The organism is Clostridium sp. CM037 (genome assembly GCF_055081095.1).
In genome coordinates, this window is the sequence record NZ_CM143650.1 from 1,629,003 (window position 1) to 1,645,330 (window position 16,328).

The 16,328-nt window shown below is 31.2% G+C and carries 13 protein-coding genes; 9 read left to right on the forward strand and 4 right to left on the reverse strand.

The window, feature by feature from the left end; genetic code table 11:
* The first annotated feature begins 11 nt into the window (after positions 1 to 11).
* Positions 12 to 2,936, forward strand: a complete 2,925-nt coding sequence (locus ACWJKP_RS07740; RefSeq protein ID WP_462961479.1) for a DNA topoisomerase IV subunit A — start codon at positions 12 to 14, stop codon at positions 2,934 to 2,936.
* Between the two features lie 35 nt (positions 2,937 to 2,971).
* Here the strand turns inward: ACWJKP_RS07740 and ACWJKP_RS07745 are convergent, their stop codons facing one another.
* Positions 2,972 to 3,439 (reverse strand): GtrA family protein, encoded by a 468-nt coding sequence (locus ACWJKP_RS07745; RefSeq protein ID WP_462961480.1) that lies wholly within the window; start codon positions 3,437 to 3,439, stop codon positions 2,972 to 2,974.
* Positions 3,440 to 3,596: 157 nt separating this feature from the next.
* On the opposite strand from ACWJKP_RS07745, the gene ACWJKP_RS07750 reads away from it, so the two are divergent.
* Both ACWJKP_RS07750 and recJ read left to right on the forward strand, forming a co-directional pair.
* Positions 3,597 to 4,853, forward strand: a complete 1,257-nt coding sequence (locus ACWJKP_RS07750; RefSeq protein ID WP_165412139.1) for a M16 family metallopeptidase — start codon at positions 3,597 to 3,599, stop codon at positions 4,851 to 4,853.
* A gap of 36 nt (positions 4,854 to 4,889) precedes the next feature.
* The gene (gene recJ, locus ACWJKP_RS07755) at positions 4,890 to 6,659 is read left to right on the forward strand and encodes a single-stranded-DNA-specific exonuclease RecJ (protein WP_165412138.1); all 1,770 of its coding nucleotides are present in this window, start codon (positions 4,890 to 4,892) and stop codon (positions 6,657 to 6,659) included.
* A gap of 151 nt (positions 6,660 to 6,810) precedes the next feature.
* Here the strand turns inward: recJ and ACWJKP_RS07760 are convergent, their stop codons facing one another.
* The 3 genes from ACWJKP_RS07760 to ACWJKP_RS07770 all read right to left on the reverse strand — a co-directional run bounded on the left by ACWJKP_RS07760 (position 6,811) and on the right by ACWJKP_RS07770 (position 7,715).
* Complete coding sequence (locus ACWJKP_RS07760) at positions 6,811 to 6,993, reverse strand: alpha/beta-type small acid-soluble spore protein (RefSeq protein ID WP_165412137.1); 183 nt, start codon at positions 6,991 to 6,993, stop codon at positions 6,811 to 6,813.
* Between the two features lie 291 nt (positions 6,994 to 7,284).
* On the reverse strand, positions 7,285 to 7,470 hold the full coding sequence (locus tag ACWJKP_RS07765) for an alpha/beta-type small acid-soluble spore protein (protein ID WP_165412136.1): 186 nt from the start codon (positions 7,468 to 7,470) through the stop codon (positions 7,285 to 7,287).
* 59 nt (positions 7,471 to 7,529) lie between these two features.
* Positions 7,530 to 7,715: an alpha/beta-type small acid-soluble spore protein gene (locus ACWJKP_RS07770; RefSeq protein WP_165412135.1), complete on the reverse strand. Its 186-nt coding sequence runs from the start codon at positions 7,713 to 7,715 to the stop codon at positions 7,530 to 7,532.
* Positions 7,716 to 7,937: 222 nt separating this feature from the next.
* Between ACWJKP_RS07770 and ACWJKP_RS07775 the strand changes: the two genes are divergently transcribed.
* From ACWJKP_RS07775 to ACWJKP_RS07800, 6 genes are all read left to right on the forward strand, one after another.
* A complete protein-coding gene (locus ACWJKP_RS07775) occupies positions 7,938 to 9,011 on the forward strand; it encodes an undecaprenyldiphospho-muramoylpentapeptide beta-N-acetylglucosaminyltransferase (protein ID WP_187351401.1) in 1,074 nt (357 codons plus the stop codon).
* A 175-nt stretch (positions 9,012 to 9,186) separates the two neighbouring features.
* The gene (locus tag ACWJKP_RS07780) at positions 9,187 to 10,578 is read left to right on the forward strand and encodes an MBL fold metallo-hydrolase RNA specificity domain-containing protein (protein WP_165412133.1); all 1,392 of its coding nucleotides are present in this window, start codon (positions 9,187 to 9,189) and stop codon (positions 10,576 to 10,578) included.
* 236 nt (positions 10,579 to 10,814) lie between these two features.
* On the forward strand, positions 10,815 to 11,240 hold the full coding sequence (locus ACWJKP_RS07785) for a flavodoxin (RefSeq protein ID WP_165412132.1): 426 nt from the start codon (positions 10,815 to 10,817) through the stop codon (positions 11,238 to 11,240).
* A 208-nt stretch (positions 11,241 to 11,448) separates the two neighbouring features.
* Complete coding sequence (nifJ, locus tag ACWJKP_RS07790; RefSeq protein WP_462961481.1) at positions 11,449 to 14,961, forward strand: pyruvate:ferredoxin (flavodoxin) oxidoreductase; 3,513 nt, start codon at positions 11,449 to 11,451, stop codon at positions 14,959 to 14,961.
* Positions 14,962 to 15,112: 151 nt separating this feature from the next.
* On the forward strand, positions 15,113 to 15,523 hold the full coding sequence (locus tag ACWJKP_RS07795; RefSeq protein ID WP_165412130.1) for a DUF1292 domain-containing protein: 411 nt from the start codon (positions 15,113 to 15,115) through the stop codon (positions 15,521 to 15,523).
* A gap of 125 nt (positions 15,524 to 15,648) precedes the next feature.
* Positions 15,649 to 16,293, forward strand: a complete 645-nt coding sequence (locus ACWJKP_RS07800; RefSeq protein WP_165412129.1) for an HAD-IB family hydrolase — start codon at positions 15,649 to 15,651, stop codon at positions 16,291 to 16,293.
* Positions 16,294 to 16,328 lie beyond the last annotated feature (35 nt).

Consider the following 16,328-nt stretch of genomic DNA (forward strand, 5'->3'; position numbering starts at 1 on the left):
GGATTTGCTAAATGGCAAAAAAAATTGATGTACCTAAAGATAATAATATAGTAATGATTCCAATTGAAGAAGCTATGCCAGATAACTATCTTCCATATGCCGTGGAAGTTGCAAGAGAAAGAGCACTGCCAGATGTACGCGATGGTTTAAAACCAGTGCATAGGAGGATTCTTTATGGAGCATATATGCTAAAGGCATTTCCAGATAAGCCTTATTATAAATCAGCAAGAATAGTTGGAGATATTCTTGGTAAATACCATCCGCATGGAGATAGCTCTGTTTATGGTGCAATGGTAATACTAGCTCAATCTTTTGCCACAAGAAAACCATTGATAGATGGCCATGGAAATTGGGGAAGTCAAGATGGGGATAATGCAGCTGCAATGCGTTATACGGAGGCAAGACTTTCTCCTATTGCTCTTGAGATGATAAGAGATATTGATAAAGGTGTTGTGGATATGGTAGATAATTATTCCGATACAGAGAAGGAACCATCGGTACTTCCATCAAGATATCCAAATCTATTAGTAAATGGAACTTTTGGTATAGCGGTAGGAATAGCAACAAATATACCACCTCACAATTTAGGAGAGGTAATTGATGGGTTACTCGCTTATGCGGATAATAAAGAGATTACAACAAAAGAGCTTATGCAGTATATTAAAGGTCCCGATTTACCAACAGGAGGAGTAATAATTGGCAAAAATGCTATGGAATCTGCCTATGAGACTGGGGAAGGAAAGGTAACGTTACGTTCCAAAATGAAAATTGAAGCTTTAGAAAGTGGACGACTTGGCATAGTTATTACGGAGTTTCCATATAGAAAAAACAAGGCGAAATTACTTCAATCTATTTCTGATATGACAGCAGATAAAAAACATTTAAAATCTTTAGAGTCTATTGTAGACATTAGAGATGAATCTGATAGAAGCGGACTTAGATCAGTAATTGAATTTAAAAAGTCAACAAATAAGGAAACTGCCACCAAGGTACTTAAATATTTAATGATGAAAACAGAACTTCAGTGCAATATATCTTTTAACATGGTAGCTTTAGCCAATGGCAAACCCCAAACTATGGGGCTTAAAACCATATTAATGCACTACTTAAATCACCAAAAGGACGTTGTTACTAAAAGAACCCAAAGAGAACTAGAAGTTGCAGAAAGTAGATTCCATATTGTAGAAGGATTTATTAAGGCTGTAGATGTAATGGATGAAATAATTGCAACAATTAGAAGCTCAAAATCTAAAAAAGATGCTGGACAGAACCTGATAGATAAGTTTAATTTTACTGCGCTTCAAACCGAAGCAATACTTGAACTGATGTTATATAAGCTAACAGGACTTGAAATAAAGATATTTTTAAAGGAATACAAAAAATTAGAAATACTAATTAAGGGGTATAAAAAAATTCTTGGAAATGAGAATGAACTTCTTAAAGTAATAAAAGCAGAAATCTCAGAAATTAAAGAAAAATATAATGATCCGAGAAGAACGGAAATTATTGAGGATGATAGCCAAGCTAAAATAGAAGTAGAAGATATACTAGTAGTAGAGGATGTTATGATAACTTTATCTAACGAGGGTTATATAAAGCGAGTGCCTATGAAATCCTATAATAGATCAAATATTAACATAGAAGATATAGAGTATAGAGAGGGAGATTTTAATACATATTTACTACAGACCAATACTAAAGATACGGTAATTATCTTTACTGATCTAGGCAATATGTATCAACTAAGAGGAGATTTAGTGCCGGAATATAAGTGGAAGGAAAAGGGCGAAAGAATTGATACCCTTATTCGCGGGATAGATTTAACAAAAGAAAAGGTGATTTCTTGTTTTTTATTGGAAAATTTATCAGCTAATAAGGAATTTATGTTCTTTACTAACAGAGGAAATATAAAGAAAACAGAGTTAGATAAATTCATTACGAGTTATACTAAATTATCAGCTTTAAAACTAAGAGAAAATGAAAAGCTTCTTGAAGTTAAGTTAATCCCTGTGGAAAGACAGGAAAGGTTTATAAAGATAGTAACTAAAGAAGGCCTGGAATTTTGTGTAGAGGAACCTATACTTGAAGATGTTCCTAGAAATATATTGGGCACTCAGTTATTTAATTTAACGCAAGGAGACGTTGTGGTAAAATTAGAATTTACAGAGGGTTATGATTATAAAGAATTTAATTTTAGTATAAATGCAAAAGGTTCAATAAAAATATCTAGTAAAAAAACTAATACTCCATTAAGCACTTATACCAAATCATCGGCTACATTGCTTATATTTACGGAAAAAGGATTAGTACATAAACTACCTAGTTATATGGTTCAGAATATTAATAAGAAAGGCATATGTATTAATACTTTGCTGGATAATTTCAATATTGATGATAAAATAATAGGGATTATGTCTGTTGATGATTTCAACGAAGAAAGAAGTATATATCTTTTTACAAAGAAAGGATTTACAAAACGAACTAAGATTTGTGAATTAGATGGGGATTTCTTCTCTACGTTGGTGTGCAAACTTAAAACAGAAGAAGATAAATTAATCTTTGTAAAAATTAACTTAGATAATGTAGATAAAGATGTGTTAATGGTGACAAAAAAGGCAATGTGCATAAGATTTAACGTAAATAACATTAGTTTTATGGGGAAAGTTGCATCTGGGGTAACAGGCATAAGCTTAAAAGATGATGATGAAGTTATATTTGTAGATTTGGTAAATTCAGTAACGGAAAAGGTAGATAGCTGTAATGAAATAGTTGTGACGCTTGACGAGAATTTAAGATTAACAGTCAATTCATTTAAAGGGGAAAAAAAGATTATAAGACTTGAGGATATAAACGTTCAAAATAGAGCAGGTAGAGGTAAAAACTTAACCAGTGCTCTCACAGATGATTATGTAGAGGAGGTTATCTTAGGCATCTGAAAAAATATAAATAAGACATGCAATAAAAGTTAATTTTAGCATGTCTTCTTTTTATTAAAAACAAAAAACTTGTTAATTAAAAAACCAAGTAGGCCTATAATGGTAGAATCTATTAGGATACATATGTTAAACCACAAGTGGTTTAAGTGTATTATATTACTATGGTAATGCAGAAGAGAAATTAAAGGATTCCTACTTGTTAATAGCACTAACATAGAGCTGTTTAAAATCATACTAAAAAAAAGTACAGATGCATATTGAAGGTAGCCTTTTTGCTGCGGAGTTTCTTTAAAGGTGAACTTCTTATTTAATTTATAACTAGAAATTGAATAAACTGAGAATGCAATTATGCTAAAAACAAACAATATTTTTCCATGCGTTATGCCTGTGGTAAATGAAAGAATATTTAGTATTATAATTTCTATTATAATGTTAGTAGCACCAACTAAAGTATAATTTATAAATTGAGATAAGGACTGTAGTGTTTTATTTTTATTATTCATAGAAATTTATTCTTAAATAAAATATGTTAAGAAATTAGTCACCACCCTTTTTATGAAAAGAATATTATGATGCACTCATACACATTAGTGTACAACAAAAGAAAACAAAATAAAAGGAAAATATTTTAAAAACAAATAAAAGAATGAAGGTGGATGTATGGAAAAAATAATATTTGAAAATGGAATAAAGTTATTGTACAAGAAAGCGGAAAATAATTTAACTTCATTTACAATAGGGTTTAATGCAGGTGCAAATCAAGAGAAAAGTGAATATTTAGGAATTGCTCACGTGGTAGAGCATATGCTTTTTAAGGGGACGGTTTCTCGCACGGAATATGAAATAAATAAATTATGTGATGAAACCTTTGGGTTTTGTAATGCGATGACTAATTATCCCTACGCAGTATATTACGGAACCACATTAGATGAAGATTTTGAAAAGGGGTTTGAAGTTTACTCTGATATTCTTTTGAATCCTTCGTTTAAAGTGCATGGGTTCAAAGAAGAAATAGAAGTGATCAGCGCTGAACTAAAAGAATGGAAAGATGATTCGTACCAGTTTTGCGAAGATTCCATGCTCTATAATGGGTTTGAAAAGCGAAGAATAAAGAATTTAATTATAGGTACAGAGGTAAGCATCCGTGCTATAACCATTAAGCAAATCAAAGATTTTTATGAGAAGCATTACACCTCGGATAATTGCGTAGTAAGTGTAATATCTTCCATGAGCCTTAAAAAGGTTTCAGAGATAGTGGAGAAGTATATGGGTAATTTAAATCCTAAATTATCTAGTGGGAATGACCATTTGGAAAGGGATAAAGGGTGTCTATATGAAATTAATAAGCCAGGCACCTATTTTCAATATAGAGATGACTTGCAAGGTGCAAAAATCCAATACTGTTTTCCAATACATGATTTAAACCAGAGAGAAATTAGTGCTTTAAAGCTATTTAGCTTAGCTTTTGGAGAAGGTACAAGCAGTATTTTGTATGATGAAATTAGGACTAAAAGAGGACTTGTATATGATATAAGTAGCAAAATAAAAAATGAAACAGGAATAAAACTTTTCACAATAACCCTTGGAACTTCATGTGAAAATGTTAAAAAGACCATAGGAATTATTAATGATGAAATTGAAAAAGTTAAAGATCTTAGGAATTTTTTTGATAAGCAGTGTATTTTAAAACTATGCAAAAGCTACAAATTAAGAAGAATGATAGCCCTTGAAAAATCTATTCAAACTAGTGTAAATTTATGTGTATATGAAATTATGTATGGGGACAGTTCACAAATTTTCTCGGAATTTGATGGTATGAGAAACATTGTGGATGAAGAAATAGTGAGAGTAATTAACAAAGTTTTAGTGAATGCTACTATACAGGTTTTAACTACATTTCAGCTCCGCAGGAGATGATTTAACGACATTTTAGAAAGAAAGTGGGAAATAAATATGGGAAAAAAGTGGTTGATAAGGAATACCTCTAAAGACATTAGTTCAATAGCTAAAAGTTCAGGTGTAAGTGAGGTTATAGCTAAGATTCTAATTAACAGGGGGTTTAATAATGAAATAGACATAAAAAAATTTATGAGAGCAAGTATAGAGGATTTGTATGACCCATTTTTAATGAAAGATATGGCGAAAGCTACAGATTTAATTAGATTAGCAATTGAAAACAATAAAAAAATTGTAGTATATGGTGATTATGATGCGGATGGTGTTACTAGTACTGTTATAATGTATAAGGCATTAAAATATTGTGGCGCAAATGTAGAATACTATGTTCCGGATAGGGAACATGAAGGTTATGGAATAAATATTGATAGGATAAGAAAACTAAATGAGCAAGGTTTTGAAGTGATTATAACTTGCGATAATGGAATCGCAGCTACTGAGCAGGTTAAATTGGCAAAAGAACTAGGAATGATTGTCATAATAACTGATCACCATGAATTATCATTTGAAGAAGATGATAAGGGCATTCGAACTTTCAAGGTTCCACCAGCGGATGCTGTTATTAATCCAAAGCAAAAGGAATGTAATTACCCATTTAAACAATTGTGTGGTGCAGGTATTGCTTTTAAATTTGTACAAGCACTATATATAAAACTCGGAATTAATAAGGAATATGTAAAGGAATTTATAGAAATAGCAGGAATAGGTACTATTTGTGATGTGGTAGATTTAATTTCTGAAAATAGAATAATTGCTAAAAATGCTTTAGTTATGTTAACAAATACAAAAAATCTTGGGTTAAAATGTTTAAAGGAAATTTTAAGCATTAATGATAAAGAGATAAAATGTTATCATGTTGGGTTTCAAATAGGACCATGTATAAATGCTACTGGAAGGTTAGAATCGGCAGCGATTTCAGTAGAATTACTTCTATGCGAAGAAGAAACTAGAGCAAAAGAACTAGCTAAAACATTATTTGAACTTAATAAAAAAAGACAAGAGATGACAACCGAAAATGTGGAAGAGGTAATAGAACTTATACATCACTCCACTTTTAAAAATGATAAAGTGTTAGTAATTTATAAAGATACTATTCATGAGAGCATCGCAGGAATTGTAGCAGGCCGTGTTAGGGAAACTTTCAATGTGCCAACAATAATATTAACTAAAGGAAAAGAGAACCCAAAAGGTTCAGCAAGATCTATTGATGAATATAATTTATTTGAGGAATTAATAAAATGTGATGAGTTACTTGAAAAATTCGGGGGTCATCCAATGGCTGCGGGTTTATCTATAAAAGAAGAAAATATAGAAAAATTGAGGTGGAAATTAAATTCTCTTTGCAAGTTAACTAATGATGATATTGTACCTAAGGTAAGAATAGACCAGCGAATGCCATTAAACAAAATAAGTTATGAGATGATTCATGAATTAGAAATTTTAGAGCCTTTTGGTAAAGGCAATTCAACCCCATTACTTGCAGAAAAAAATATTCCTGTTTTAAAAATAGATATATTAGGTAAAAATGCAAATACACTAAAAATAAATTGCGTAATGCCTGGTGTAAATAAAACAATTAATGGAATATGTTTTAATAGAGTGGAAGAATTTATAGAAATGCTAAAAGATAGATATGGAGTAGAATATATGAACTATCTTAAGAGCCCAAAAGGAATGAAGATAGATTTAATTTTTTCACCTCAAATTAATGAATATAACGGATATAAATCTATTCAATTAAAAATTTTAGAATTTAAACTTAGTTAAATTATCTCCTACGGAGCTGCATCTTTTTCAAGCTAATCACCTACAGAGCTATCATCTCTTTCAGAGATGTTATCTCCGGCAGAGCTGAAGCCTTCGTTAAATAAAGGTACATAGACCTCGGTCTATGTACTTTTATCATATTATTTTTAAATTATAAATTTTTCTCATATTGCTCTACCATTTTTTTTACCATCTCTCCACCAACAGAACCGCACTCTCTTGAAGTTAAGTTTCCATTATAATCAGTAAAATTTACTCCTAACTCTTTTGCAGTTTCCATTTTAAATGAATTTAATCCAGCTTTAGCTTCAGGTACTAACTTTCTGTTTGACATTTGTTAATCACTCCTTTTATATTTTATTTTTGTTATGATAGTATCTTGTGTAGAAATTTATAAAATATAATAGAATACTTAAGGGAAATAAGGTAAGTACAACATTTTAAATTAATACCTGTTAGCATATGAAATATTTTAATAACATGCATATAATTACATGTAATTAAGTTGGATTTTACTTCAATGTCTTTAAATAAAGAGTACATATATTTATACAACTTAGGTCAAAATAGCAAAGTTAAGAGGCATATAACTAGCATATACCTCTTAACAATTTAGAATTTTAAATTATAAGTTTTTTTCGTATTGTTCTACCATTTTTTTAACCATTTGTCCACCAACAGATCCGTTTTGTCTAGAAGTAAGATCTCCGTTGTAACCCTCTGTTAAATTAACTCCAACTTCCTGAGCAGCTTCCATTTTAAATTTGTTTAAACCTGCTTTAGCCTGTGGTACTAATGTTTTGTTTGACATTTATAAATCACTCCTTCTATATTTTATTTTTTTACTGACATAGTGTTTCTTGTTTCTTATTATAAGTTCTTTTCGTATTGTTCTACCATCTTTTTAACCATTTGTCCGCCAACAGATCCATTTTGTCTAGAAGTAAGATCTCCGTTGTAACCTTCTGTTAGATTAACACCAACTTCCTGAGCAGCTTCCATTTTAAATTTGTTTAAACCTGCTTTTGCTTGTGGTACCAAATTTCTGTTTGCCATAATAAATTCCCTCCTTTTTTTTTGTAATTACTTTATGATAGTAGTTTATCCCTATATTCGATTTTTATATTAGTGAATTGAAGGGTGATTTTGAAAATTATAAACCCTTTAGGAAATTATGGATAAGATGATTTTTAATAAATACTAAACTTTTTAGTCTAATTGGTATATAATGATTTAGTACATACTGCATAAAGTATGTTTTTTAGAAGGGGTGTTAAAGTGGAAAAACACAAAATAATAATGACCGGTGGCGGTTCAGCAGGACATGTAACACCAAATCTTGCACTTATACCAAAACTTAAAATGCTAGGTTATGAAGTTGAATATATTGGTACAAAAGAAGGTATTGAAAGAAAGATAATAGAGAGTGAAAATATAAAGTATTATCCTATATCTAGCGGGAAACTCCGAAGATATTTTGATGTGAAAAACTTTACAGATCCTTTAAAAGTAATTAAGGGTATATTTGAAGCAAAAAAAATAATAAAAACACACAAACCGGATATTGTTTTCTCTAAAGGCGGATTTGTTTCCGTACCTGTAGTGCTTGCTGCATTTTTTAATAAAGTACCTGTAATTGCTCATGAATGTGATATTACACCAGGACTTGCTAATAAATTAGTAGCTCCTTACTGCACAAAAGTATGTGTAACTTTTCCAGAAGCATTAAATGAAATAAAAAATGGGAAAGGGGTAATAACTGGTAATCCTATAAGATACGAATTGTTTGAAGGAAGTAAAATAAAAGGGAACGAAATATGCGGATTTAAAAATAAAAAGCCAACATTAATGATTATTGGTGGTAGTTTAGGCTCTAAAGTTATAAATGAAGTGGTGAGGTCAATGCTTGAAAAATTAATTTTGGAGTATAATATTATTCATATCTGTGGAAGTGGTAATTTTGAAAAATCACTTCAAAGTAAAAATGGTTATAAGCAGTTTGAATACACGACGGATGAATTGCCTCATTTATTAGCTAGTGCAGATATTGTAGTCTCTAGAGCAGGAGCAAATGTCATTTTTGAACTCTTAGCACTTAGAAAACCTAATTTATTAATTCCATTATCAGCTAAGGCTAGCCGTGGCGATCAAATACTTAATGCAAAATCTTTTGAAAAAAGCGGTTATAGTATGGTTATTCAAGACGAGGAGTTAACGCCTGAAAATTTAGAAATGAAAATTAAAGAACTGTATAATGGTAGGTATAAATATATTGAAAAAATGAATTCTAGCAACACTGAAAAAAGCATTGATTTAATAGTAGAATTAATAGAGAAATATAGGAAAAGATGAAGAAAGTAAAATTTCTTCATCTTTTTTTATTTAATAAAATCATAAATATTATTTAAAAAGCAACATTTTTTATATAAAAAACAAAAAAGAGTGCAAACTGTAATTATAAGAATATGTTTTTGCTTATTATATAAATATAAAATATTTTTACAATGTAAAATAAAGGAGAAAAAAGATGGAACTTCAATGTTTAGGAGCAGCAGAATGCGTTACAGGGTCATGTCATTTGATAAAAGTGCGAAATAAAACTATTTTATTGGATTGTGGATTATACCAAGGAAGAGACGGAGACCATGGAAAAAATGAAAAGTTTCAATTTAACCCGAAAGATATAGATTTAGTTATATTATCTCATGCTCATATAGACCATAGTGGTAGAATTCCTTTACTATATAGGAAGGGATTTAAAGGCGAAATAATTTGCACAAAAGCTACAATGGAATTATGTCAGGTGATGCTAACAGATAGTGGTCATATTCAGGAGATGGAAGTAGCGTGGAAAAATAGAAAACTCAAAGAAAAAGGGTTACAACCTAAAGAAACCTTGTATTCTTCCAAAATTGCAGAAGAATGTTTAAAACTCTTTAAAAGTTATTCATATAACGCAGAAATAAAACCTTTTGATGGATTAACAGTTATATTTAAGGATGCAGGGCATCTATTGGGGTCAGCTATTATAGAGCTTCAAGTGGAAGAGAAAGAAGGCTCAAATATTAAACTTGTTTATAGTGGCGACTTGGGTAATTTTAACATTCCGCTTATAAATGATCCTACATTTATTGGCGCTGCAGACTATGTAATTATGGAAACAACCTATGGAGATAAAGTGCATAATAATTTCGAAAATGCAATGAAAGAATTATCAGATATAGTAAAAAAAACTTTCGATAGAGGAGGAAATGTTATAATCCCATCTTTTGCAGTAGGTAGAACCCAAGAGGTTCTATATGCATTGAATAAGTATATTGAAGAGGGGCTGGTTAAAAACTGCTACGTATATGTGGATAGTCCTCTTGCGGAAAAAGCGACAAAAATATTTGAAAATAACAGAGAAATTTTTGATGATGAGGCAAAGGAATTAGAAAAACATGATACTAACATACTGGATTTTGAGGGGTTAAAATTTACTCATTCCTCAGAAGAATCTATGGAATTAAATAAAATGCAAAGGGGGATAGTAATAATATCTACAAGCGGAATGTGTGATGCAGGTAGAATAAAACATCATTTAAAGCATAATTTATGGAGAAGCGAAAGCTCCATAGTATTTGTAGGATATCAAGCTGAGGGTACTTTGGGTCGTGAAATTTTAGAAGGGAATAAAATGGTAAAAATTTTTGGGAAAGATATTTCGGTTGCAGCGTCAATATATAATTTGCAAAGCCTTTCTGGCCATGCAGATAGAAATGGTTTAATTAATTGGATAAAAAATATTGAGGGAAAACCTAAACAGGTTTTTCTTGTACATGGTGACGAAAATTCTCAAAAAAGTTTTAAAGAATTATTAGATTTAAAAGGATACGAGTCTGTAATTGTTAAGAGTGGAGAAAAATATAAGCTAGAATAACGAGTAAGACCTTATAGTATTGATAAAAAAATAACAATTAATGGCTAAAATTGATATATTCTAATATGTAAACGTACAGTAGGATGCTAGTGGAAGTCAGTTGTTTTATTATTGTATGAAAAAAATAAAGAAGAATACACCAATTATAACAAAAAAACTTGAATATTTTTCATTTTGATGTATAATTAAGGGGTAATATAAACTATCTAATAATATGAAAGTATGGGGTGATAGTAATGAAAAAATTAGCAATAATTTATTTGAGCAATGGTGGAAACGTTGAAGTTTTAGCTAATCACATTGCTAAAGGTGCAAAAGATGCAGGGGCTGAGGTTCTAGTTAAATTAGCTAGTGAAGCTACAGTTGAAGATGTAACTAGAGCAGATGCAGTTGCGTTTGGAAGTCCATCAATGGATAATAATAGAATTGATCAACTAGAGATGCAACCTTTTATTGATAAGTTTAAATTAATCCCAATTAATAATAAAGTCACAGCTTTATTTGGATCTTATGGATGGGATAATGGAGAATTTATGAACAAATGGGTAAGTCTAATGAAAGAATATGAATTTAATGTTATACAAAGCTTAACTGTTAATGAAGCTCCTACTAATGAACAATTAGTTAAAGCAGAAGAAATTGGTAGAATGTTAGCTAAGTAACTTTTTATTACAGAAATATGTAATAATGAGGTAGTTTGCAAATTATGTAGATTATAAAAGCCTATCATGGCTAGCTAATGCTTAGGAGTGTTAGCTAGTTTTGCACAAAACCTGTTAGAAAGTTATTATTTTAGGTGTAGAGTTATTTTTAATACAATACGCTTATTTGTAATTCTGATAAAATTATTTAAGAAAGAAGGCCTATTAAATGAGAAAAATGAAAACTATGGACGGGAATACAGCAGCAGCACACGTTGCCTATGCATATACTGATGTGGCAGCAATTTACCCAATAACACCATCTTCAACAATGGCAGAGTATTGTGATGAATTAGCAGCTAAAGGAACAAAGAATGTATTTGGTCAAAAAGTTAAAATGATGGAAATGCAATCAGAAGCGGGAGCTGCAGGAGCAGTTCATGGTTCACTTCAAACAGGAGCATTAACTTCAACTTTTACTTGCTCTCAAGGATTATTATTAATGATCCCAAATATGTATAAAATAGCAGGAGAACTTTTACCTGGAGTATTCCATGTAGCTGCTAGAGCATTAACTACTCACGCACTTAATATTTTTGGAGATCATCAAGACGTAATGGCTACAAGACAAACTGGATTTGCTTTACTTGCATCTAATAGTGTACAAGAAGTAATGGATCTTTCACCAGTTGCTCATTTAACAGCTATCGAAGGGAAAATTCCTTTTGTGAACTTCTTTGATGGATTTAGAACTTCTCATGAAATACAAAAAATTGAGGCATGGGATTATGAAACTCTAGGAAGTTTGTTAAACAAAGAATCACTAGAAGCATTTAGAAATAGTGCAATGAATCCAGAACATCCTGTAACTCGTGGAACAGCACAAAATCCAGACGTTTATTTCCAAGGAAGAGAAGCTTCAAACACATTCTATGATGTTCTTCCAGAAAAAGTTGAAACATGTATGGGAAAAATAAATTCATTAATCGGAACTGACTACCATTTATTTAATTACTATGGTGCACCTGATGCAGATAGAATAATAATAGCAATGGGATCAGTTTGTGAAACAATTGAAGAAACTATAGATTATTTAAATGCAAAAGGAGAAAAGGTTGGAGTGCTTAAAGTACATCTTTTCAGACCATTCTCATTAGATCATTTCTTTAAATACATACCTAAAACAGTTAAGAAAATATCAGTACTTGATAGAACAAAAGAGCCAGGATCAATTGGAGAACCATTATTCCAAGATGTTAGAAGTGCTTATTTTGATAAAGAAAACAGACCAGTTATAGTTGGTGGAAGATATGGACTCGGTTCAAAAGATACTACTCCAGCTCAAATTGTTGCTGTATATGATGCTTTAAAAGCGGAGTCTCCAGTAAATAACTTTACTATAGGAATAGTTGATGATGTTACTAACAAATCACTTACAATTGGAGAAGCTATAACAACAACACCTGAAGGAACTAAAGAATGTAAATTCTGGGGCCTTGGATCAGATGGTACTGTCGGAGCTAACAAAAGTGCAATAAAAATCATAGGAAACCATACAGATATGTTTGCTCAAGCGTACTTTGCATATGATTCTAAAAAATCAGGTGGAGTAACAATTTCTCACTTAAGATTTGGTAAGAAAGCTATAAAATCAACATATTTAATTAGTTCTGCAAACTATGTTGCTTGTGGTAATCAAGCTTATGTAACTAAATATGATGTTTTAAAAGGAATTAAAGATGGTGGAACATTCCTATTAAATTGCATATGGAATATGGAAGATTTAGAAATACATTTACCAGCTTCAATGAAGAGATATATTGCTAATCACAATATCAACTTCAATACTATTGATGCAGTTGGAATAGCTGGAGCGATAGGTCTTGGAGGAAGAGTTAACATGATAATGCAATCTGCTTTCTTTGAACTTGCAGACATTATCCCTGTAGAAGATGCAGTTAAGTATCTTAAAGCAGCCGTTATTACATCTTACGGTAAAAAAGGCGAAAAAGTTATCAATATGAATAATGCAGCAATTGATAAAGGTGTTCAATCAGTTGTTAAAATTAATGTTCCAGAGAGCTGGAAAACTGTTAAAGATAATAATGAAACAGAAGAAGCTAGACCAGATTTCGTTAAAGATATTGCTGATGTAATGAACAGACAAGAAGGAGACTCTTTACCAGTTAGTGCATTTGTTGGAATAGAAGATGGAACACTAATGCCAGGAACAGCTGCATTTGAAAAGAGAGGAATTGCTGTTAATGTACCAGAATGGCAAGTAGATAAATGTATACAATGTAATCAATGTGCGTATGTATGTCCACATGCTGTAATAAGACCTTTCTTAACAAATGATGAAGAACTTAAAAATGCTCCAAAGACTTACGAAAGTAAAAAAGGTGTAGGTAAGGGTTTTGAAGGTCTACATTTTTCAATAGGTATAAGTAATGAAGATTGTAGCGGCTGTGGTAACTGTGCAGAAGTATGCCCTGCAAAAGAAAAAGCTTTAATCATGAAACCATATGCGTCTCAAGTAGATAAAATACCAAATTGGAAATTCAATATAAATTTACCTAAGAAAGAAAATCCAATGGGAACATCAAATGTTAAGGGAAGTCAATTTGAGCAACCATTAATGGAATTCAGCGGAGCTTGTGCTGGATGTGGAGAAACACCATATGCTAAACTTATTACTCAATTATTTGGAGATAGAATGCTCATTGCGAACGCTACAGGATGTTCTTCAATTTGGGGAGGAAGTTCACCAGCTTCACCATACACAGTTAATAAATGTGGTAAGGGACCAGCTTGGGCTAACTCATTATTTGAAGATAATGCTGAATTTGGATTTGGAATGTTCCTTGGAACTAGCCAATTAAGAAATAAAGTTGAAATGTCAGCTAAAGAAGCATTAACAATGAAAACAAGTGATGAATTAAAATCAGTTCTTAATGAATGGATTGAAAATAAGGAAGATGCTGAGGGTTCAAAAGCTGCAACATCTAAAATGCTACCATTATTAAACGCTGAAAAAGACAATAATGAAGCATTAAAAGAAATATTCAGCAAAAGAGATCATTTAGTTAAAAAGTCTCAATGGATATTTGGTGGAGATGGCTGGGCTTATGATATAGGATTTGGTGGAGTTGATCATGTATTAGCATCTGGTGAAGATGTAAATATATTTGTATTTGATACAGAAGTATATTCAAATACAGGAGGTCAATCATCAAAATCTACTCCAACTGCTGCTGTTGCGAAGTTTGCAGCAACTGGTAAGAGAACTAAGAAAAAAGATTTAGGTATGATGGCAATGACTTACGGATACGTTTATGTTGCGCAAATAGCTATGGGTGCTGATAAAGCTCAAACACTAAAAGCTATAAAAGAAGCAGAAGCTTATAAAGGACCATCACTTATAATTGCTTATGCTCCATGTATCAATCACGGTCTTAAGGTTGGAATGGGTTGTACACAACTTGAAACTAAGAGAGCTGTTGAATCTGGATACTGGGCTATGTATAGATTTAATCCAACTTTAAAAGAAGCAGGAAAGAATCCATTTATATTAGACTCTAAAGAACCAACTACTTCATTTAGAGAATACTTAATGGGTGAAGTAAGATATTCTTCACTAGCAAAAACATTCCCAGAAGTAGCAGAAGAATTATTTGTTAAAACAGAAAATGATGCTAAGGAAAGATTAGCAGGATACAAAAAACTTGCTAGTGAAAAATAGTATTTAAAATTATAAAGTAAAAGGAAGATGGATTAAATTTCATCTTCCTTTTACTTTTAAATAAAATAATAAAAAGAATTCAAAAAACCCTTTTATTATTTTATCATTTAGGGTAGAATTAAACTATACTCAAAGTAGGAGGTACTACATTATGAATGAAGATAAAAAAACATCATGCGGATGCGGATGCGGTGATCACGAACAGGACCAAGAAAATAAAGGTTGTGGATGCGGTGGTCATGAACATGACGAGAATGAAGGCTGTGGATGCGGTGGTCACGAACATGACGAGAATGAAGGCTGTGGATGTGGTTGTGGCGAGGGCGAGGCTTTAACAGTAGATTTAGAAGATGAAAATGGGAACATAGTTCCTTGTGAAATAGTAGATGGATTTACTTATAAAGATAATGAATTTGCGCTAGTTCAAAATCCTGAGGATGATTCAATATATCTTTTCAAAGTAATTGGAGATGAAGAAACAGGTGAGTTAGTTATCCCTGAAGATGAAGAATTCGCAGAAGTAACTGCATATTATGAAGAATTGATTAAAAGCGAAAAGTAATTCTTAAAAAGAGTCGTTGCAAATGCATCGGCTCTTTTTAAGTTTTTTTAAAAGAATTAATAGCGATCTTATGGTAATAATATTAATATTGCAGCGGCCAGGAGAGGATTAAAGGAGGATAAATAATGAAAGAAAAATTAGCTATTTTTGATGTGGATTACACTTTAACAAAACGAGAGACCTTAGTGGAGTTCTATTTTTTTATGATAAAAAAGAACCTTAAATTCATAAGATATCTGCCTAAAAGTATATTTTCATCTATATTTTACGTTTTCAAGATATATGATGCTTCAAAAGCTAAAAAAACCTTTATAAGATTTATTGATGGTATAGAAGAAAATGAAATGAAAAAGATAGTCAAAGAATTTTATGAAACACGTTTAAGTAAAATATTATATAAAGATGCTATAGATACCATAAAAAAAATGAAGATACAGGGATACAAAATTTATTTAATTTCTGCATCTGCTGAATTCTATTTAAATGAATTCTATAATATAAAGGAAGTGGATAAAGTAATAGGGACGCGGTTCGTTAAGGAGAATGGCTTACATAGGAATAAAATTTGGGGAGAAAATTGCAAAGGGGAAGAAAAAGTAAAAAGACTAAAAGAAATCTTGAAGAGAGAAAATATCCAAATTGATTTTGAAAACTCCTATATGTTTTCTGATTCTCTATCAGATTTACCTCTTTTTAATTTAGTGGGACATCCTTATTTAATAAACTTCAAAAAAACACACGATAAGATTGAAATTTTAAAATGGAAGTAGTAGGATATTTATAGAGGTTAACTTTAAATTAGCAT

Coding starts and splice junctions, on each gene's coding strand:
- recJ (WP_165412138.1), top strand. CDS start 4,890: ATGGGAAAAAAGTGGTTGATAAGGAATACCTCTAAAGACATTAGTTCA.
- ACWJKP_RS07800 (WP_165412129.1), top strand. CDS start 15,649: ATGAAAGAAAAATTAGCTATTTTTGATGTGGATTACACTTTAACAAAA.
- ACWJKP_RS07795 (WP_165412130.1), top strand. CDS start 15,113: ATGAATGAAGATAAAAAAACATCATGCGGATGCGGATGCGGTGATCAC.
- ACWJKP_RS07780 (WP_165412133.1), top strand. CDS start 9,187: ATGGAACTTCAATGTTTAGGAGCAGCAGAATGCGTTACAGGGTCATGT.
- ACWJKP_RS07760 (WP_165412137.1), bottom strand. CDS start 6,993: ATGTCAAACAGAAAGTTAGTACCTGAAGCTAAAGCTGGATTAAATTCA.
- ACWJKP_RS07750 (WP_165412139.1), top strand. CDS start 3,597: ATGGAAAAAATAATATTTGAAAATGGAATAAAGTTATTGTACAAGAAA.
- ACWJKP_RS07770 (WP_165412135.1), bottom strand. CDS start 7,715: ATGGCAAACAGAAATTTGGTACCACAAGCAAAAGCAGGTTTAAACAAA.
- ACWJKP_RS07745 (WP_462961480.1), bottom strand. CDS start 3,439: ATGAATAATAAAAATAAAACACTACAGTCCTTATCTCAATTTATAAAT.
- ACWJKP_RS07740 (WP_462961479.1), top strand. CDS start 12: ATGGCAAAAAAAATTGATGTACCTAAAGATAATAATATAGTAATGATT.
- ACWJKP_RS07785 (WP_165412132.1), top strand. CDS start 10,815: ATGAAAAAATTAGCAATAATTTATTTGAGCAATGGTGGAAACGTTGAA.
- nifJ (WP_462961481.1), top strand. CDS start 11,449: ATGAGAAAAATGAAAACTATGGACGGGAATACAGCAGCAGCACACGTT.
- ACWJKP_RS07765 (WP_165412136.1), bottom strand. CDS start 7,470: ATGTCAAACAAAACATTAGTACCACAGGCTAAAGCAGGTTTAAACAAA.